The sequence below is a fragment of the Pseudonocardia yunnanensis genome (assembly GCF_039534065.1).
Lineage (GTDB): Bacteria > Actinomycetota > Actinomycetes > Mycobacteriales > Pseudonocardiaceae > Pseudonocardia > Pseudonocardia yunnanensis.
Genome location: NZ_BAAAUS010000056.1, coordinates 1 through 20,299, shown reverse-complemented (window position 1 = coordinate 20,299; position 20,299 = coordinate 1). Strand labels below are relative to the sequence as shown.

Here is a 20,299-nt window from a genome sequence, read left to right as displayed (position 1 = left end):
CGGACGGGATTGGCTCTGCCACGATGCCACTTGCCGGCCCACGATGGGCGCGTGAGCCTCTCCCCCACCCTCCGCAGCACCGTCACCCGCCTACGCGAGCGGGCCCGCACGAGCCGGGACGACCTGCACGCCGTGCTCGACGCGGGGCTGGTGTGCCACCTCGGGCTGGTCCGCGACGGCGCCCCGGTGGTGCTGCCCACCGGTTACGGACGGATCGGGGACACCGTCTACGTGCACGGGTCCACCGGGGCCGGCTACCTGCGGATCGTCGACGGCGCGCCGGTCTGCCTGACGGTGACCCACCTCGACGGGATCGTCTACGCCCGCTCGGTGTTCCACCACTCGATGAACTACCGCAGCGCCGTCGTGCACGGCACGGCGCGGGCCGTGACCGACCCCACCGAACGGCTCGACGCACTGCGGGCCATCGTCGAACAGCTCTCCCCCGGCTCGTGGGAGCACGCCCGGCAGCCGTCATCTCGCGAGCTCGCCGCCACCGCGGTGTTCGGCATCGATCTGACGGAGGCGAGCGTCAAGGTGCGCACAGGTCCGCCCGGCGACGACGAGACGGACATCGAGACGGGCGGCCGGTGGGCGGGGGTGCTGCCGGTGCGCACGGTCTTCGGAGCGCCCGAACCCTGCCCCACGCTCCCGCCCACCGCCACTGCGCCAGCACACGTAAGCGAGAGAACCCTGGTTGTGGAGCCGTAATGCTGTCGAGACGGGGTATTTGACAGCACTATGGCTCCGGAACGGTGAGCTGGAGGGGGCGGGGAGCACTGATCGGCGTCACGTAACCTCGGCCCGCGTGGACGCCCCCCGCCCCTACCCCGACGCCGAGCGGCTGGACCTCGTCGAGGACCTGCACGGGTATCGGGTTGCTGATCCCTACCGCTGGCTGGAAGACCCCGAAGACCCCCGCACCCGCACCTGGTCAGCCGCGCAGGACGGGTTGACCAGACAGCACCTCGATGCCCTTCCCGGCCGCGACGGCCTCGCCGCGACGCTGACCGACCTGCTCTCCGCCGGGTCGGTGTCGGCGCCGCTGTGGCGTGCCGGCCGGTCGTTCTTCACCCGACGCGAGCCCGGCCAGGAACACGCCGTGCTCCATGTCCGCGAGGCGGACGGCACCGAGCGGATGTTGCTCGACCCGACCGCTGTCGACCCCACCGGCCTCACCACCCTCGACGCCTGGGTGCCCGACCTCGAGGGCCGCCGGCTGGCCTACCAGCTCTCCAGCGGCGGCGACGAGTACTCCGTGCTGCACGTCCTCGACGTCGAGACTGGTGAGGAGGTCGAGCCCCCGATCGATCGCTGCCGCTACTCGGACGTGGCATGGCTACCCGGCGGCGACGAGTTCGTCTTCGTCCGGATGGTCGAGGAGGACGAGGCACCCGACGGCGAGCAGGCCTTCCACCGGCGCGTGTGGCGCCACCGTGTGGGCACGCCCGCAGAGCACGACGAGCTCGTCGACGGTCCGGGGCTCTACGACGAGCACACCTACTACGGCGTGCGTATCTCCCGGGACGGGGCGTGGCTCGTCGTCACGGGCAACGTCGGCACGGCGCGTCGCGACAGCGTCTGGATCGCCGAGCTCGGAGAGAAGACCGGGCACCTCACGCCGTTGCTCACCCAGGACGACGACGTGCAGTGCAACGCCTGGGTCGAGCGCGACGGGCTGCTGTACCTGCACACCACGGACAGCGCGCCCCGCTGGCGACTCGCCGTCACCGATCCGCGCACGCCCGGCCGCGAGCACTGGCGCGAGCTGGTCGGCGAGGACACCGGTTCGGTGCTGCAGGCGGTGCGGCGGCTGGAGCCTGCGCCCGGCACCGACGGTGAACCGTTGCTGGTGCTGGCCAGGGCCCGGCACGCGGTAGCCGAGCTGGCCCTGCACACGGCCGCTGACGGGGCACCGGTTCGCACCGTGCCACTGCCCGGCACCGGATCGCTCACCGGGCTCACCGTCGCCGACCGCGACACGCCGGAGCAGGCGGGACGCGTCTGGCTCGGCTGGACCGACCTCGTCACCCCACCAGAGGTGCACCGGTTCGATCTCGCCGCCGGAGAGACCACGCTCGAGGCCGCCGCCCCCGGCGCGGTCACCGTGCCCGCGGTCCGCACGGAGCACCGGGCGTTCACCTCGGCCGACGGCACCACCGTGCGGATGTTCGTGATCGCGCCGGAGGGACCGGCCCGCACCCGACCGGCGCTCGTCACGGGCTACGGCGGGTTCGGGATCAGCCGCGAGCCCGCCTACACGGCGCAGGCCCTGGCGTGGGTGGCCGCCGGTGGTGTCTACGCGCTGGTCTCGCTGCGCGGCGGTGGCGAGGAGGGCGAGGACTGGCATCTCGCCGGCAACCGGGCCAACAAGCAGAACGTGTTCGACGACCTCCACGCCGCGGCCGCCGCGCTGATCGACGCGGGCGACACCACGGCCGGGTCGCTCGCGATCATGGGCGGCTCCAACGGCGGGCTGCTCGTCGGGGCAGCGCTCACCCAGCGACCGGAGCTCTACCGGGCCGTCGTCTGCTCGGCCCCGCTGCTGGACATGGTGCGCTACGAGGAGTTCTCGCTCGGCCGCACCTGGAACGACGAGTACGGCACGGCCGCCGACCCCCAGGAGCTGGGCTGGCTGCTGTCCTACTCGCCCTACCACCACGTCCGGCCGGGTGTTGCGTACCCGGCGGTGCTGTTCACCGTGTTCGACTCCGACACCAGGGTGGACCCTCTGCACGCGCGCAAGATGTGCGCCGCCCTGCAGCACGACACCACCGGCGACCCCCTCACCCGCCCTGTCCTGCTGCGCCGCGAGACCGACGTCGGTCACGGTGCCCGGTCCGTCTCGCGCACCGTTGCACTCGCGACCGACCAGTTGGCGTTCCTGGCCGTTCACACCGGGTTGGAGCTCTCGTGACCGTGCTCGCGACGATCCCCGGCAGCCCCCTCGCCGAGTCCTTCCTCCCCGTGCGCCCAGCCTGCGCCGACGACGCCGGCTCGCTGTGCGCAGCGATCTACCAGCTGACCAACAACGACTTCCTGGCCCGCTCCGCCGACGCGATCATCACGGGCACACTGCACGTCGCGCTGATCGTGTTGCTCGCGTGCGCGGCCCGGTTCCTCATCCACCGGGCCATCAACCAGATCGTCGACGGCGCCACCAGCTCCCGGCTCACCCGGCTCGTCGGCCGGGCACCACGGTTCCGCGCCCCGCGGTTCCGCGCGCCGTCCGCCACCGGCAACGGCAACGGCAGCGCTCCGGTGTCACAACGGCGCGCGCAGCGGGCCCGCACGATCGGATCGGTGCTGCGCTCGCTCAGCTCCGTCGTGATCCTGCTGATCGGCTCGGTGATGGTGCTGGCCGAGTTCGGCGTGGCGCTGGGTCCGATCCTCGCCTCGGCCGGCATCGTCGGCGTCGCGGTCGGCTTCGGCGCGCAGAACCTCGTCCGGGACTTCCTCTCAGGCATGTTCATGCTGCTCGAGGACCAGTACGGCGTCGGTGACATCGTCGACCTCGGCGAGGCGAGCGGCGTGGTCGAGTCCGTGGGGCTACGCATCACCACGGTCCGCGACGTCAACGGCACGGTCTGGTACGTCCGCAACGGCGAGATCCTCCGGGTCGGCAACAAGAGCCAGGGCTATGCCGTGGCCGTCGTGGACCTGCCGCTCGCGCACAGTGCTGTCATCGCCGAGGCCACCGAGATCGTCGCGACCACCGCCCAGTCGCGGGTGGCGGAGAAGGACGTGGCCGAGTCCGTGCTGGAAGCGCCGGACGTGCTGGGCGTCGAGAAGGTCGGGCCGGAAGGCGTCACGCTACGGATGACGGTCAAGGTCAAGCCGGGCCAGCAGTTCGCCGTGCAGCGGGCCCTGAACGCAGCGATCACGGACGCCCTCGACGACGCCGGCGTACCCCGCCCCGGCGTGATCCCCGCAACCACGACGTTCCGTCCGTCGGTGCCGTGAGACGCGGCTCCCGGAAGCGGAGGATGATGGACGCGTGACCGATCCCCAGAACTTCTACGCCGAAGTTGGCGGAGCACCGGTCTTCGACAAGATCGTGTCTCGTTTCTACGAGCAGGTCCGCGAGGACGAGGTGCTCCGCCCGCTCTACCCCGAGGACGACCTCGACGGAGCCGAGGTCCGGCTGCGCATGTTCCTCGAGCAGTACTGGGGTGGTCCGCGCACCTACTCCGAGCAGCGAGGACATCCCCGGCTGCGGATGCGGCACGCGCCGTTCCAGGTCGGCCCGATCCAGCGGGACGCCTGGCTGCGCTGCATGCGGATCGCCGTCGACGAGGCCGGGCTGGAGGAGCAACACCGCGCGCAGCTGTGGCAATACCTGACCTACGCCGCGGCGAGCATGGTCAACAGCGACTTCTGACGACCGGCCGGGGCGGCACAAGCCTCTGATCAGCACGGGTTTGGCAAGATCTCGTCCGTGCAATGGTGGCAGAACGCCGTCATCTACCAGGTGTACCTGCGGTCGTTCTCGGACTCCGACGGCGACGGCGTGGGCGACCTCGAAGGCGTCCGGTCGCGGCTGGGCTATCTGGAACTGCTGGGCGTCGACGCCCTGTGGCTCACGCCGTTCTTCACCTCGCCGATGGCCGACCACGGCTACGACGTCGCCGACCCGAGGAGCGTCGACCCCGTTTTCGGCGACCTGCGCACGTTCGACGCGCTCGTCACCGATGCCCACGAGCACGGCCTGCGCGTCACGATCGACCTGGTGCCCAACCACACCTCCACCGAGCACGAATGGTTCCGCGCGGCCCTGGACTCCGTGCCGGGCAGCCCGGAGCGAGCGCGCTACCACTTCCGCCGGGGCCGGGGCGACGAGGGCGAGCTACCGCCGAACAACTGGACGAGCGTGTTCGGCGGCCCGGCCTGGACGCGCGCGCTGGACCTGGATTCCGCAGGCGAGTGGGCTCCCGGCGGCTGGTACCTGCACCTCCTCTCGCCCGACCAGCCCGATCTGAACTGGACCAACCCCGAGGTGTGGGCAGACCTGGAGAAGACGCTGCGCTTCTGGCTGGACCGGGGGATCGACGGCTTCCGCGTCCACATGGCTCACGGAATGAGCAAGTCGGACGGACTGCCCGACGATCGGCGCGGCGACGAGGCTGCCGCGGTGGGGTTGCTGGCGGCGATCGACGGCGACCCGCGCTTCGACCACGACGGCGTGCACGACGTGCACCGGATGATCCGTGCGGTGCTCGACCACTATCCCGGGCGCACGGCGATCGGCGAGATCGCGGTGAGCGACGACGAGCGCTTCGCCCGCTACGTGCGTTCCGACGAGCTGCATCTCGGCGTCAACTTCCGGCTCCTGCGGGCGCCTTTCGACGCCCGCGCCGTGCGGGAGGCCATCGAGCATTCGCTCGCCGCGGTGAAGCGGGTGGGCGCCCCGCCGACCTGGACGCTGTCGAACCACGACGCGCCCCGTCCGGTCAGCCGCTACGGCGGGGGCGCGCTCGGCAGAGCGAGGGCGCGGGCGATGACGCTGGTCGAGCTCGCGCTGCCCGGCGCGGTCTATCTCTACAACGGAGAGGAGCTCGGCCTGCCGGACGCCGAACTGCCCGACGCCGAGCTGCAGGACCCGATCTGGGAACGCTCCGGCCACGCCGAACGCGGACGCGACAGCTGCCGCGTGCCCATGCCGTGGGAAGGCGACGCGCCCGGCTACGGCTTCACCAGCGGCCAGCCGTGGTTGCCGATGCCACCGGAGTACGGCGAGCTCACCGTGGCCGGCCAGCTCGAGGACACCACCTCCACGCTGTCGCTGATCCGCCGGGCCGTGGAACTGCGCAAATCGCATCCGGCCTTCACAGGCGACGGAGTCGAGTGGTTCGGGGCACCGAGCGGCTGCTTGGCGTTCCGCCGTGCCGGCTCCACCCTGGTGTGCGCCCTCAACGCCTCCACCGACGCCGTCCCACTCCCACCGGGCGATCTGCTGCTGGCCAGCGGCCCACTGAAGGGCAAACTTCTCCCACCGGACACGGCAGCCTGGCTGGCCTGACGCCGTTCGGAATTCTCGCCGCCGCATGGGCGCCGCCCAGCACAGGCACTCACAGATCCACCCCACAGACCCACAGCGCGAGCGTCAGTGTGCGGGTGCCCCGCCCTCGAGGGTGCCGGTCTCCACCGGCACGAACTCGCCACCCTGCACCGCATAGACGGTGAGCACCTTGTCGGTGGTGTCGCCGAACCGGTCGAACGACACGTGGCCGGTGGCGCCCTCGAGATTCGTCCGCTGAACCGCGTCGATCAGCTCCTGCCGACGGGAGTTGGTGAAATCGCCGCCGCTGACGACCTTCGCCAACGCATCCGATCACCACATTGGCCGAGTCGAAGGCCAACGACCCATAGACGCTCTCTGGCTCGGGGTACCCGGCGGCCACGTACTGGTCGAGGAACGACTTCGCGCTGGGCAGGCGTTGTGCCGGTGCGCCGGAAATCGGCGTGTTGACCGCGGAACGCCATGATGGCGCCGCTGGTGACCATCAGCTCGTCATCTCCGGGTCGCCGGTCACCGGTCGTCTCGCGCCAGTCCGCGATCGCTTCGCGGACGCCTGCCAGACCCCGGGTCGGGGAGTACTGCATCGCGGCCACCGGATCGGTCCTCATGAGATGCGCGGTGACCGCAGCGACCCGCGCTGCTGGGAACACCGCAGGATCCGGCAGGCCCCCCGACAGCTTGATCACCCCGCGCCTCTCCGACTGCGCCGGCGTGACCCGCGCGACCACCTCGCTCGCCCTGTCGAACCCTCTCCCGTATCGCGTTCAACCTCTGCCGGAGAAGATCACCGAGGGCGCGGGATGGTCCGGTCGACGCCACCGCCGAGACCCGAGTGACGCATCCGACGGCCGTCAGGCCAGCAGCAGAGGCAGCGTCGTGACGCGGCGACGGACCACAGCGCCGTAGCGGGCGTCGAGCCGCAGCCAGCTTCCGGTGGCCGAGACACGTACCGCGCCGGCGTCCGCGTCGCCCAGGAACCCCATCCCGGACAGCGCGAACAAGCAGCGCAGCGGGATCTTGACCACGGGCCCCGCCGAGTTGGTCACGGTGAGCACCGTCTGATCCAGCAACGAGGCCGGCGGACCGAGCGGTCCCGCGTTCTCCCTGGCCAGCGCGAGTCCGCGCTCGGTCACCGCGTCGACCTCCGCGGCCGGCACGTCGTCCACGGGGGCCCAGCCCTCGTCCGGCGGCAGGTCGCCCGGCCACAGCCCACCGGCCCCAGGGTCGACCGTCTCGGCACGGTCCACGGTGAGCGCCGTGAGCAGACTGGCGCCCGGCACCGTGACGTCGGCGGGATCGAGTGTGCCGTGCACCGAGCGCGATGCCAGCACGTCGAACGGGGTGGTGGCCCACGCCGTGACGGTGCCGCCGCTCGCCCGCAGCCGCACGATCGCCGCCTGGTCGAGCCGGACCACCCGCGCCACGAAAGCTCCGAGATCGCCGCGCTCGGCGGGGTCGGGAACGGTGAGCGCTGTCATGACTCCCCCTCCGCGGGAAAAAGCACGTCGGCGGTCACAAGGCGGGTCATGCGGCCCATCTCCCCAAGAAAACGCGCTCGTCGGCGGTCAGCCGTCGCGGCCGCTGCGCCGCAAGGTCGAAGGTGGCCATCCGGGTCCAGGCCTCGACGGCCACCGGATCGCTCGCCTCCGGTCCGTCGTGCATCTCGTAGCAGATCCGGAACGACGCCGCACGCACTTCGTCCACCCACATCCCCACCCGCAGCGGGTGTGGTCGATACGGGATCTGCCGCCGGTACTCCATGTTCAGACCGGCGACGAGCAACCCGTGGGTGAAGCCGAGTATCCCCTCCGCCGCCGCAGTCTCGAAGAACAGATCGATGCGCGCCTCCTCCAGCAACGTCACCGCGCGGGCGTGGTTGAGATGCCGGTAGGAGTCCTGGTCGGTCCAGCGCAGGGGAACCTGCGTGACGAAGCGAGTCACGCCACTCACCCTTTCAGGACGGTCCGGACGGCCGGGCACCCAGGGTGCCCGATCCGTCCGGCCTGTCACTGACTCAGCGAGCGAGCCCTCGCAGCTGCCGAGAGATCACCGAGAGGGTCGCGAGGTCGAGCTGCCCCGCCGTGCCGACCTCGTGCAACGCTGCCCGCGCCCGCACCAACCGGGAGGCGTTCGCCTTCTCCCACTGCGCGATGGCCGCATCCACCGGAGTGCCCGGCGCCGCCTCGCGCAGTCCGTCGAGAGTGATCGCCCGCAGCGACGCGTACAGGTCGTCACGCAGCGCGAGTCGCGCCAGCGCGTGCCAGCGGTCGCCGCGTTCCAACGCGCTGACCGAGGTCAGCGCCACGTCGATGCCCAGGTGCTCGGACAGGCCGAGGTACAGGGCGGCCACCTCGCGCGGCTCGCGCGGCTCCCGGTCGCGCTCCGCCAGCTCGGTCAGCTCGACGACGTCGAGCATGCCGTAGCCGTACATCAGCGCCGCTGCCCGCAACGCGAGGTCCTTGGGCACACCGCTTGAGCGCAGCTCCGCCGACCGCTTCTCGACGGCGAGGAGCTCCCGGCCGCGCATCAGCCGCGGCAGCTCGGCGCGCAGCTCCCGCACCGTGGCAGCGAAGCGCGCAGTCTCCGCGGCGACGGCCAGCGGCTGCGGCCGGTTGGTGAGGAACCAGCGCGACACCCGGTCGAGCAGGCGCCGCGTCTCCAGCACGATCTCGTCCGACACCGCCGTCGGGATCTGCGGTGCGCGCACGGCCTCCCACAGCTCAGGCAGGTCGAACACGGTGGTGGTCACGGCGTAGGCCCGCACGGCGTCGGCGGCGTCGGCGGAGAGCTCCTCGCCGAGGCGGAACGCGTAGGTGATGCCGGCGCCGTCGACCATCTCGTTGACCAGCTGTGTGGTCACGATCTCCCGCCGCAGCGGGTGGCCGGTGATCGCCGCGGGGAAGCGGATGCGCAGCGGGTGCGGGAAGTACTCCGGGAGCCGGGCGGCGAACGTCACGCTGTCGGGAAGGTCCGTGGCCAGCACCTGGGTGGTCAGGTCGAGCTTGGTGTGCGCGAGCAGCGTGGCGAGCTCCGGGCTGCTCAGGCCGGTACCCGCGGCCTCGAGCGCGGCGAAGCCCCTCTTGTCGGGCAGCACCTCGAGCTTCCGGTCCAGCCCGTGACGTACCGCAAGGTCGCTGGTGAGCCTGCCGTGCACGTTGACCATCGCCGCGGCGTGCGCCCGCGCGATGCCCAGCACCGCGTTCTGGTCGCGGTTGTCGTGCAGCACGAGATCGGTCACCTCGTCGGTCATCTCGACGAGCAGGGCATCCCGACCGCTCTTGTCCAACTCTCCCGCTGCGACGAGCCGGTCGAGCAGGATCTTGATGTTGACCTCGTGGTCGGAGAGGTCGACGCCCGCCGAGTTGTCGATGGCGTCGGTGTTGATCTTGCCCCCGCGGCGGGCGAACTCGATGCGCCCGCGCTGGGTCAGCCCGAGGTTGCCGCCCTCGCCCACCACCTTCACGCGCAGTTCGGCGGCGTCGGCCCGAACGGCGTCGTTCGCCTTGTCCCCCGCGTCGGCGTTCGACTCGTCCGTCGCCTTCACGTAGGTGCCGATCCCGCCGTTCCAGAGCAGGTCGGCCGGGGCCCGCAGGATCGCAGCGATCAGCTCCGGTGGGCTCAGCCTCGACACGTCTTCGGCGAGTCCCAGCGCGGCCCGGATCTCCGGCCCGACCGGAACGGACTTCGCGGATCGGGGCCAGACACCACCACCCGCGCTGATCACCGACCGGTCGTAGTCGTCCCACGACGACCGCGGCAGCGCGAACATCCGCTCCCGCTCGGCGAAGCTGCGGGCCGCGTCGGGGGACGGGTCGACGAAGACGTGCCGGTGGTCGAACGCCGCGAGCAGCCGGATGTGCGGCGACAACAGCATCCCGTTGCCGAACACGTCGCCGGACATGTCACCGACACCGACGACGGTGAACTCCTGGCTCTGCGTGTCGATGCCGAGCTCGCGGAAGTGGCGCTTGACGCTCTCCCACGCGCCCTTCGCCGTGATGCCCATGGCCTTGTGGTCGTAGCCGACCGACCCACCGGAGGCGAACGCGTCGCCCAGCCAGAAGCCGTAGGACGCGGCCACCTCGTTGGCCGTGTCGGAGAACCGTGCCGTGCCCTTGTCGGCCGCGACCACGAGGTACGAGTCGTCCGCGTCATGGCGGACCACGCCGGTGGGCGCGATCGTGACGCTCGGCTTGCCCTCGTGGCTGACCAGGTTGTCGGTCAGGTCGAGCAGGCCGGAGATGAAGGTGCGGTAGCAGTACTCGACTTCGTCGGGGCCGGGGTCGGCCCTGCGCACGATGAACCCGCCCTTGGCCCCGACCGGCACGATCACCGCGTTCTTGACCGCCTGCGCCTTGACCAGACCCAAGATCTCGGTGCGGTAGTCCTGCGGTCGATCGGAGTAGCGCAGACCACCCCGGGCGACCGGCCCGAATCGCAGGTGGACGCCCTCCACCCGCGGCGAGTACACGAAGATCTCGAACTTCGGCCGTGGCGCCGGCATGTCGGGCACAGCGTTCGGATCGATCTTGAACGAGAAGAAGGGGCGCTCGCGAAACCAGTTGGTGCGCAGCGTCGCGGTGATCATCGCCAGGTAGGAGCGCAGGATGCGGTCGGCGTCGAGGCCCGTCACGGCGTCGATCAGGCTCCGCACCTCGGTGAGCGCTGCGTCCATCTCCCGCTCGCGGTCGTCGAGAGACGGGTCGAACCGGGCCCGGAACAGCGCGAGGAGGGCCCGCGCCACGGCAGGCTGCGCGAGCAGCGTGTCGGCCATGTACTGCGCCCCGTAGGGCGAGCCGAGCTGGCGGGCGTAGCGGGCGTAGGCGCGCAGCACGGCGACCTCACGCCACGGCAGCCCGGCCCGCAGCACGAGCGCGGAGAACCTGTCGGTCTCGGCGTCACCGCGCCACGCAGCGCTGAACGCCATGCAGAAGCCGCGTTCGATCGCCTCGTCGGTGCGCTCGGCCAGCACGGCGCTCGTGGCGTCGTCGACCTGAATCCCGAAGTCGTAGAGCCAGCAGCGCAATCCGTCGGCCCGGACGAACTCCGACGGACGCTCGTCGAGCACCTCCACACCGAGCTGCTGGAGAAGCGGCAGCACCGAGGTCAGCGTGGCGGGCGCCCCGGCCAGGTAGAGGCTGAACCGCCGGTCCCCGGTGCCGGCCGACGGCCCTTGCGCGGAGTAGAGGCGCACATCGAACGCGCCGGGACCGGCCAGTGCGGCTACCCGGCGCAGATCCTCGACGGCGTGCTGCGGCGCCACGGCAGCCTTGTAGGGCTCCGGCACACCGGGCAGGAGCGCGGCGAAACCCGCTGCCCCCGGCTGGCTGAGCAACCGGTCGTCCCACGTGCGGGCGGCCTCGGTCAGCTCGTCCTGCAGCGCCTGCACGTCGACGTCACCGAAGCCCGACGCGTTCGCATCCGTGTGCACCGTGAAGTGCACGAGCGCGAGGTTCGACTCCGAGACGCGGGCGTTCTGGTCGACGCTGCGCCCACCGAGGCGGCGTTGCAGCACGTCGGCCATCTGCAGCCGGGACGCCGTGGTGTAGCGGTCGCGGGGCAGGTAGACGAGGCAGGAGATGAACCGCCGGTAGGGGTCGGGCCGCAGGAACAGCCGCACCGCCCGCCGCCCGGCCACGGCGAGCACACCGACCGCCGTGTCGTGCAGGCGCTGCTCGCTCGCGCTGAACAGCTCCTCCCGCGGCAGCCCGGAGACCACCTCGAGCATCTGCTGACCGGAGTAGGACTCCAGCGGGAACCCGGCCCGGTGGATGGCGTTGCGCACCCTGCGCTCGATGACCGGAATGTCGAGGACGCTCTCGTACAGCGCCGCCACCGTGAGCATGCCGAGGAAGCGGTGCTCACCGACGAGCCGTCCGTCGGCGTCGACGGTGCGCACGGCCAGGTAGTACGGGTGCACGGGCCGCAGCGGGCTCAGCGCGTTGGCGCGCGTGAGCACCAGCACGTCACCCGGGCCGTCCCCCAGGTCGACCTGAGGGGTGAAGGTCTCGGCGATCCCCTTCTCACCGCGCAGCACGCCCAGCCCGGACTCGGGGACGGCACGCAGCTCCCCTGAGTCCTCCGGCACCGTGTAGCAGCGGTAGCCGAGAAACGTGAAGTGGTCGTCGGCGAGCCAGCGCAGCAGCTCCGCGACGTCGGCCGGGTCCGTGCCACCGGCCACGGCAGGCTGCGCAGGCAGCGCGTCGGCCACCTCCCGCGCCTTGGCGGCCATGGGCTCGACGTCGTCGACCACCTCACGCACATCGCGCAGCACTCTGCCGAGCTCGCGCTCGAGCTCTGCGGCGTCGATCGGGGCGGGGGTCAGGTCGAGGTGGATCCACGACTCCACGAGCGCACCAGGAGGCGGAGCGGCCGGGTCGGCCTCCGTCAGCACCTCCGTCAGCTCGCCCTCGTCGGTGCGGCGCACGACGACGATGGGGTGGATCAGTCGCTGCACATCGCCGCCCACCCTGCCGACGCCTGCCAGCAACGACTCCACCAGGAACGGCATGTCGTCGGTGACGATCTCCACCACGAGCCCCACCTGGCCGCTGGAGTCCGGGGCGGGCTCAGGGGCACGAACCCGGATCAGCGGCTCGCCACGGGCCCGTAGCCGGGCGAGCTGGAGGTGCCCGCGCGCGGCGGCCCGCAGCAGCGGCAGATGATCGCCCCGCTCCAGGTCGGGGGCGTGGCGGGCGTAGAGCGCCCCCAGGTCGGTCAGCTCGGGGTCCGGCGCGGGAACTGAGTCCCGTTCACGGGTCCGGCTCGTCACAGGCAACTCCGGAGATCGACGGCGGCCATGTCGTTCAGGCCGGTCGCCACGGGTTCCCCCATGCCGACCTTGCCACCCTAGCCCCGTCGGCCTAATGGTCGGTTGCCCCTACGACCGCTCCCGCCTGTTGGGAACACGCCTGGTCAGACCCATGCTCAGATCCCCCGGTAGGCAGCGAGGGCACCCGCAAGGAGGTCCGCGATCCCGAGACCTTCCGTCGACCGGGCCTCCTCCTGCGCCGGTTGGGACGGGTTCTCCGCGCCGTTGCGGCGGTGCCGGTTGCCCTCGGAGCCCGCCTCCCCGGCCACGCGGAACGGTGTGCGACCGCCGGCCTCGTGCCGACCGCCCGCCCCCGACTCTCCGTCCGGGTCCCGTTCCGTCACGCCCCCGGACGTGGACGGGCTCGCGGCGTCACCCGAGGACGTGTCCGCTGACCGCGAGCCCTCCCCCGGGCCGTGCGCACGTGACGGCACAGCGGGATCGGCGTCTCGCGCAGAACCATTCAGGGCCCCGGACGCTGAACGCCGACCGGCGCCATTCTTCGCGCCTGCGCCGGACTCCCGCCCCGCACGCTCCGGCCGAGGCCGCCCGTCCGAGGACTCAGTCGCACCGGCCGAACGACTTCCTCCAGCGGAGCCCGACACGCGTCCGGCACGATCCCCCCGCGAGCCTGCAGCCGACGAGTCCCTGACATCGGAGCCCCCGGCTGAGAAGGACTCGCCCGACGCGACGTCCACCCGCGAGCCATCTCGCCCCGAAGTCCGGCTCGAGAACCTGCGGAGAGCGCCGCCCTTCTGCGACCCGGACGGCGATGTGCCCTCGGCCGGCGTGTCGTGGGAGTCCTCGTGATCGGCATCGTGAGCGGCGTGAGTGGAACGAACCGCCCAGCCACCGCTCTCCGGTCCATCACCGACATCATCCCGGCCGGCACCGCCGGGCGAACGGACCGCAGACGCGCCCTTCCCCGGCGCGTCAGAGGAGCCCGCCCCGCTGGCATGGCGGGTCGAGCGGACCGCGGACACACCGTTCGCCGGCTCGTCACCGGAGCCCTCCCGACCGGCACCGCTTCCCAGTGCGGCACCGAAATCACTCCCGCCGGCAACGCGGGACGCCCGGACCGCAGACGCACCGTTCCTGAGTGCATCACCGTCGTCATCCCGGCCGGTCTCGCCCGGCGAGCGGAGCGCGGACGCACCGTTCCCCGGCGCATCGCTGAAATCCTCCCGGCCGGCGCCACGCGTCAAGCGGACCGCAGGTCCACCCTTGCCCGGTGCGTCGCTGGGCTCCTCCCGCCGGGAGTCCTGCAACGGATGGGCCGCCGGTGCGCCGTTCCTCGGTAAGTCGCCGGGATCGCCCCGGTCGCTGTCCCTGGTCCGGCCGGGGCTGCTCTCGCGGGAGCGCCGCCGTGACGAGCCGTTCACCGTGCCGGTGTCCCGCGCCGCGGAGCGGGCTGCTGCGCCGAGATCGCCCCAGGTCCCGTTGGCACTGCGGCTGTTTCCGGCCCGGCCGGCGTGCTTTCGCTCGGTCGTCGCCGACCTGCTGGTGACGTTGTCCAGGCGCTGCATGATCTGCGCACCGACGGGGCCGTCCCCGTCGTGCACCGCGGCCCGCAGGTGCGCTCCCGGCATGTCCTCGCCGGAGGTGACGCCGGACAGCAGTCCGGGCAGCGTCCGATGCATCCAGGCCACCGCGTCGCCGTGGTCCCATCCCGGGAGCACCACCGAGAGCGCGTCCGCCTCGTCGAACCGGAGCCGGGCGCCGGACGGCAACCTGTCGACCAGCCGGTCGGCCAAAGACCGGACGACGGCAGCGGCGCGCTTGCCGGCGAAGCGGCGCCCGTCCCTGACGACGTCGATCGCGACGACGCTCCCGTCGACGTCCGGAGCCACAGGCTCCGGCGCGGGCGGCGCGTCGGCGGGCTTCGGCCGTTTCCGGATGCGTTCCAGGTCGGCAAGCGCAGCGTTCAGCCAGGCCTCGGGGTTCGCCACGGCCGAGACGGCGGACTCGCGCTCCGGCGTGGGCGGGGTGGCGGCCGGTCCCGCGTCCGAGCCGTTTCGACGGCCTTTCCGAACGCCTCCGCCCTGCTCGTCGGCACTCGGCACGATCGACCACTGCCCGGTTGCCCAGGGATCGTCGAGCCGGTGCTTGCGCCGCCCGTTGCGCGGGCCGGGCTCATCGCGTCGGCCACGCCCACCGGAGATGTCTCCGCCCTGGTCATCGCGGGAACGGCCGAGGCCGCGCAGCGCTCGATCGGCGCCACGGCCGCCACCGTCCCTCCGGCGCGACCACGAGCCCGACGTGCCGTTCGTGGGCCGCTCCCGCTCGTCGGAGGAATGAGTGCCGGCGGAACGGCCGTCGGCGCCGCCCTGTTCACCGCGCAGGAGATCGTCATCCGGCCTCCCACCGCGCCGGCCGCTCCTGCCGAGCACGTCCCCATGCAGGTCGCCCGCCAGCCAGTCCGCGCCGGTCAGCGGCGCGTCATGGTGCCGGTCGCCGCCCGAGCGGCTCCCGTTCCCGAGTTCGTCCCGACGCGGGGCGGCCGCCAGCCAGTCCACACCGGTCAGCGAGTCCTGATCCTGCCGATCGCGGCTGTCGCTACCGATACGGCGGCCGTTGGCCAGGCCGTTGCGGAACGAGCGGCCGTTCGACACTCCGGTCGGCGGCTGCTCGTCCTGGCGGTCGCGGCCCGACCGCGCACTTCCCCGGCCATTGCGCCGAACGTCACTGCCCGACCGACCGGTCAGCCAGTCCTCCGCAGTCAGCGAGTTGTGCTCCGACCGGCCGTGGTCACGGCGACCGGCGCCACCGAGCGCGCCTCCGTCCAGGCCCTCCGCCGGACGGTCGGTGCCGATCGGCCGGTCGTCTTCGGCATCTGTCGGACCACGGCCCGCACGGCTGGTGCCGAACTCCTTGCGCGAGGCGCCCGCCAACCACTCCGCGCTGGTCAGCATCCCGTCGTCGGACCGGCCTCGGCCCGATCGACCGTTGACACGATCCGCACCCGTCCGACGGTCGAGCCTCGACCAGTTGCGCCCGGCGCCGTTCGAACCACCGTTCAACCAGTCCAACCCCGTCAGCGGGTCCTCGTCGCGCCGGCCGTTCTCAGACCGCGGACTTCCGCTGCCGTTGCGACGGCGGCCGGCGCGATCGATCACCGCGGCACCGGTTGCCGGGTCGTCCTGCGGGTTGACGTTCGACCTGCCCCGCGCGCGGCTGCCGGGTTCGAACAGGTCGTCGCCCGCGCCGCCCGGCTCGTCGTCCTGCCGACGATCGCGCTCCGACCGGCCCAGGCCCTCACGACGGCCGAAGCCGAAAAGATCCTTACCCGAGCTGCTCGACGAATCCGCGCCCGCCCGGCGGGCGTCACCGCGCTGCTCTCTCTGCGTCCGATCCCGGCTTCCGCGACCGCTGCCGGCGATCAGATCCGCACCCGAGCCGCTCGACAGCGAATCCGCGCGGGCGGGCAGGTGGTCTTCCGGCCTGCCATCGAGACGGCTGCCGCGCCGGCCGTTGGGTGTGGCCGGTGCGCTCTCGCCCGGCCAGTCACTCTCCAGCCAGCGGTCGCCCGGCCTGCTGCTGTCGGACCAGACCGCTCCCAACGGGTCGCTCTGAGCCGCGTCCTCCTCACCGTGCCCGGTTCCGTTCGGACCGGACCGGAGACTCCGGAACAACAAGTCGCCGATGGGGCACTCGTCGGAGGCGTCATTCCACCCGGCCGTCCACTCGCCGGGCAGGTCGTCGTTCAGCGGGTCCGTCGGGTGGACGGCCCCGTTGTGGCCGGCACTCCGCCTGTTCTCTTCTGCCTTCGCGGGTTCGTCGGTCGACAGCGTCGCTGCCGGAAGAGCCGCGAGCACGGCGTGGAGCCTTTCGGTGCGCTCGCTGTCACGTACTTCGGCGGCGTCACCGAGCTGCATCACCTCCTGCGCCGCGACCGACCGACCTGCTTTCGCGTGCACGGCGGCGAGTGCGGAGCGGCACACCGCCTCGAGGTCCGGAACATCACTGTCAGCTGCATCGCGTGCAGCCTGTTCCAGTGTGTTGACGGTGTTCGTCTCGACGCCGCCGGTGGTGACCGTTCTGGCAACCGTCAGCCGGAGACGAGCGAGGTGCCTACTGGGCCGCGCGGGTTCGGAGAGCCTCGGCATCAGCGGGACGCAACCCTCGCGGGCCTCGTCCACGCGACCGGCGTCGAGCAGTGCCGAGATCCACTCCGCTGCCAAGGCGGCGGCGAGGTGCGCCGACGGTGTGCCCGGCGTCGCCGATCCCCGGCTGCGCTCCAAGCGGGCGAGCCCCTCAGCGGCGTGCTCGACCGCAGTGTCGGGCCGGTCGGCCGCGCGCTGGGCTGCGGCCCTGATCAGGGCCACGGATGCAGCACCGATCTCCCCGTAGGGAGCCTCCACCTGTGACCATGCCTGCTCGGCTCGGCGCAGCGCATCGGCGACGAGGTCGGGGGCATCGTCCACCGCGCACCGGGCGAGGACGCAGAACGCATCGGCCTGTGCCTCCGGTACGGCGGCGTCCGCAGTGACCGGCGCGACGAGGCTCCGCGCGAGATCCCGCTCCCCGACGCGGCCGGCCGCGAGCGCCAACTCCACGCGCAGCCGGTGGGCGGACGGGCCCGCCAGGGGCGCTGCGCCCCACCGGGACAGTTCCTCCACGATGTCGGACGCCATCGTGCGCCCGTCGCCTGTGGCCAGGCGCGCGTTCAACGCCCATCCTGCTGCGGTGAGCCACAGGTCCCGCTCGCCGACCGCGGAAGCCCATTCGAGTACGTGGTCGGCGAGCGCCGCGGTGAGGTCCGGCCGGACCCATCGGAGCGAGGAGGCAACCGCGAGGAGGTCGGGCTTTCCAGCTTTGGCAACTCCGCCCGGCAACCCCACGTGACCTCCTGATGCCACCCGGCTGATCCTGATCCACCAGCCGGGTGAGCGTAAGCGTTCAGTCGCGCGTGAGCTTACGGTGGGTCACTCTGTGGGGACGCGCGGCGTCGACTCCGAGACGCTCGACCTTGTTCTTCTCATACGCCTCGAAGTTGCCCTCGAACCAGAACCACGACGCCGGGTTCTCGTCGGTGCCCTCCCACGCGAGGATGTGGGTGACCACACGGTCGAGGAACCACCGGTCGTGCGAGATGACCACTGCACACCCGGGGAACTGTTCGAGCGCGTTCTCCAGCGACGACAGCGTCTCGACGTCCAGGTCGTTGGTCGGTTCGTCGAGCAGGATCGTGTTGCCCCCCTGCTTGAGGGTCATGGCCAGGTTGAGCCGGTTGCGCTCGCCCCCGGACAGGACACCCGCGGGCTTCTGCTGGTCGGGCCCCTTGAAGCCGAACGCGGCAACGTAGGCGCGCGAGGGCATCTCGGACTGCCCGACCTTGATGTGGTCGAGCCCGTCGGAGACCACTTCCCACACGTTCTTCTTCGGGTCGATCCCGGCGCGGTTCTGGTCGACGTACGACAGCCGCACGGTGTCGCCGACCCGGACGGTGCCGGAATCGGGCTCCTCCAGACCGACGATCGTCTTGAACAGGGTGGTCTTGCCGACACCGTTAGGCCCGATCACGCCGACGATGCCGTTGCGCGGCAACGAAAAGGAGAGATCCTTGATCAGCATCCGGCCGTCGAAGCCCTTGTCGAGGTTGTTGACCTCGACCACGATGTTGCCCAGGCGCGGCCCTGCGGGGATCTGGATCTCCTCGAAGTCGAGCTTGCGGTGCCGCTCGGCCTCGGCCGCCATTTCGTCGTAGCGCTGCAGACGTGCGCGGCTCTTCGCTTGCCGGGCCTTGGCCCCGGAGCGCACCCACGCGAGCTCCTCCACGAGTCGCTTCTGCAGCTTGGCGTCCTTGCGCCCCTGGACCGCGAGACGCTCGGCCTTCTTCTCCAGGTAGGTGGAGTAGTTGCCCTCGTAGGGGTAGGTCCGTCCGCGGTCGATCTCGAGGATCCACTCTGCGACGTTGTCCAGGAAGTACCGGTCGTGGGTGACCGCCAGGACCGCCCCGGCGTAGCCGGCCAGATGCTGCTCCAGCCACAGGACGCTCTCCGCGTCGAGGTGGTTGGTGGGCTCGTCGAGGAGCAGCAGATCGGGCTTGCTCAACAGCAGCTTGCACAACGCAACCCGCCGTCGCTCACCGCCGGACAGCTGGCTGACCGACGCATCCGGCGGCGGACACCGCAGGGCGTCCATCGCCTGCTCGAGCTGGGAGTCGAGCTCCCAGGCGTCGTTGTGATCGAGGATCTCCTGGAGCTGCCCCATCTCCTCCATCAGTTCATCGGAGTAGTCGGTGGCCATCAACTCGGCGATCTCGTTGTACCGGTCGAGCTGTTGCTTGATCTCGCCCAGTCCTTCCTCGACGTTGCCGAGGACCGTCTTCTCCTCATTGAGCGGCGGCTCCTGTTGAAGGATGCCGACAGTGGCACCGGGCGCCAACATGGCGTCGCCGTTGTTGGGTTGTTCCAGGCCGGCCATGATCTTCAAAACGGTCGACTTCCCCGCGCCGTTCGGCCCCACCACGCCGATTTTCGCGCCCGGCAGGAAGTTCAACGTCACGTTGTCGAGGATGACCTTGTCGCCGTGGGCCTTCCGGACCTTCTGCATGCTGTAGATGAACTCCGCCACGTCAACGATGGTAGTTCCGTCCACCTCAGCCCCCCACGCCCGCCTCCAGCGGCGCAGGCCGCATGGCAGGAAAGCTGCCACCGGTCGTCGCAGGTCCACGGGTATGCGGCGCACCCGGCTGTGACTCCCACCCCGCCTCTGCGCCGACCGAATCCGGTGGGCGGGTGCCGGCACCTTCCGCCGTTCCGCCGGATTGCGGACCGTTGGCCGGGTCGCCTACGACGGCCGGGGCCCCGGCACCGTTGGACCGCGAAGGACGAGCGACCACGGCCGTGGAACGGGCGAGGTCGGGGCCTACAGTGTGGCCTTCCATCTCGACGGCGCTCTGGCGCTTCCCGTCCTTCTCCCAGCTGCGGGTGAACAACTTGCCGTGGATGATGACCGGATCGCCCACCCCGAGCGAGCGATGCACGTTCTCAGCGAGCGCCCGCCAGCAGGTGACGTGCAGGTAGAGGCTCTCACCGTCGCGCCACGAACCCGTGTCGCGATCGCGCCTCCGCTCGGTGGTGGCCACCCGAAAGCTCGCAAGAACCGTGCCGTCCTGAAGGTTGCGCAGATCCACTCGGGTGGCGATGTTGCCGACAACGGTGGTGTAGGTCTCGTGCATCTCTCTCCTTGCTCGCTGGTGATCCCGCGAGAACGAGAGTGGGCTCCTGCAGCCGCCCGAACCAGACGGTCGACCCTTCTGTGGACAGCCGCAGCCCGAGGTGGACAACTCCATGCCCGCACCGGCGGGCCGGCGCACAGTGTCGGCCCCGACAGCGAAGCTAGCTCAAAAAATGCACAAAAAAGTGGGCCCCCGCCTTCCGGCGGGGGCCCACAAAACGTTTGATGTCGGCGGCGACCTACTCTCCCACACCCTAACGAGTGCAGTACCATCGGCGCTGGAGGGC

General features: G+C 71.3%; 12 protein-coding genes. 5 read left to right on the top strand and 7 right to left on the bottom strand.

All coding sequences use genetic code 11. From position 1 onward, the window contains the following. Positions 1 to 51: 51 nt before the first annotated feature. The 5 genes from ABD743_RS38900 (at position 52) to ABD743_RS38880 (ending at position 6,019) form a co-directional block, all read left to right on the top strand. Complete coding sequence (locus ABD743_RS38900; RefSeq protein WP_344728803.1) at positions 52 to 711, top strand: pyridoxamine 5'-phosphate oxidase family protein; 660 nt, start codon at positions 52 to 54, stop codon at positions 709 to 711. Between the two features lie 97 nt (positions 712 to 808). Continuing rightward, entirely contained in the window at positions 809 to 2,917 is a 2,109-nt protein-coding gene (locus ABD743_RS38895) for a prolyl oligopeptidase family serine peptidase (protein WP_344728801.1), read from the top strand. Next, positions 2,914 to 3,963, top strand: coding sequence for a mechanosensitive ion channel family protein (locus ABD743_RS38890; RefSeq protein WP_344728799.1), 1,050 nt, complete (start codon positions 2,914 to 2,916; stop codon positions 3,961 to 3,963). The genes ABD743_RS38895 and ABD743_RS38890 overlap by 4 nt, the downstream gene beginning before the upstream one ends. Before the next feature lie 34 nt (positions 3,964 to 3,997). Then, positions 3,998 to 4,381: a globin gene (locus ABD743_RS38885; protein ID WP_344728797.1), complete on the top strand. Its 384-nt coding sequence runs from the start codon at positions 3,998 to 4,000 to the stop codon at positions 4,379 to 4,381. 48 nt (positions 4,382 to 4,429) lie between these two features. Next, the gene (locus ABD743_RS38880) at positions 4,430 to 6,019 is read left to right on the top strand and encodes a glycoside hydrolase family 13 protein (protein WP_344728852.1); all 1,590 of its coding nucleotides are present in this window, start codon (positions 4,430 to 4,432) and stop codon (positions 6,017 to 6,019) included. Positions 6,020 to 6,103: 84 nt separating this feature from the next. On the opposite strand, the gene ABD743_RS38875 is transcribed toward ABD743_RS38880, so the two are convergent. From ABD743_RS38875 to ssb, 7 genes are all read right to left on the bottom strand, one after another. After that, on the bottom strand, positions 6,104 to 6,322 hold the full coding sequence (locus tag ABD743_RS38875; RefSeq protein ID WP_344728795.1) for a hypothetical protein: 219 nt from the start codon (positions 6,320 to 6,322) through the stop codon (positions 6,104 to 6,106). Between the two features lie 548 nt (positions 6,323 to 6,870). Beyond that, the gene (locus ABD743_RS38870) at positions 6,871 to 7,497 is read right to left on the bottom strand and encodes a DUF8185 domain-containing protein (RefSeq protein WP_344728793.1); all 627 of its coding nucleotides are present in this window, start codon (positions 7,495 to 7,497) and stop codon (positions 6,871 to 6,873) included. Positions 7,498 to 7,543: 46 nt separating this feature from the next. Further along, entirely contained in the window at positions 7,544 to 7,960 is a 417-nt protein-coding gene (locus tag ABD743_RS38865) for an acyl-CoA thioesterase (protein WP_344728791.1), read from the bottom strand. Positions 7,961 to 8,033: 73 nt separating this feature from the next. Further along, positions 8,034 to 12,797, bottom strand: coding sequence for an NAD-glutamate dehydrogenase (locus ABD743_RS38860; RefSeq protein ID WP_379659349.1), 4,764 nt, complete (start codon positions 12,795 to 12,797; stop codon positions 8,034 to 8,036). A gap of 149 nt (positions 12,798 to 12,946) precedes the next feature. After that, positions 12,947 to 17,671, bottom strand: coding sequence for a hypothetical protein (locus tag ABD743_RS38855; RefSeq protein WP_344728787.1), 4,725 nt, complete (start codon positions 17,669 to 17,671; stop codon positions 12,947 to 12,949). A 58-nt stretch (positions 17,672 to 17,729) separates the two neighbouring features. Next, the gene (gene ettA / locus ABD743_RS38850) at positions 17,730 to 19,406 is read right to left on the bottom strand and encodes an energy-dependent translational throttle protein EttA (protein ID WP_344728785.1); all 1,677 of its coding nucleotides are present in this window, start codon (positions 19,404 to 19,406) and stop codon (positions 17,730 to 17,732) included. A gap of 25 nt (positions 19,407 to 19,431) precedes the next feature. Beyond that, positions 19,432 to 20,013: a single-stranded DNA-binding protein gene (gene ssb / locus ABD743_RS38845; protein ID WP_344728783.1), complete on the bottom strand. Its 582-nt coding sequence runs from the start codon at positions 20,011 to 20,013 to the stop codon at positions 19,432 to 19,434. Positions 20,014 to 20,299: the final 286 nt, after the last annotated feature.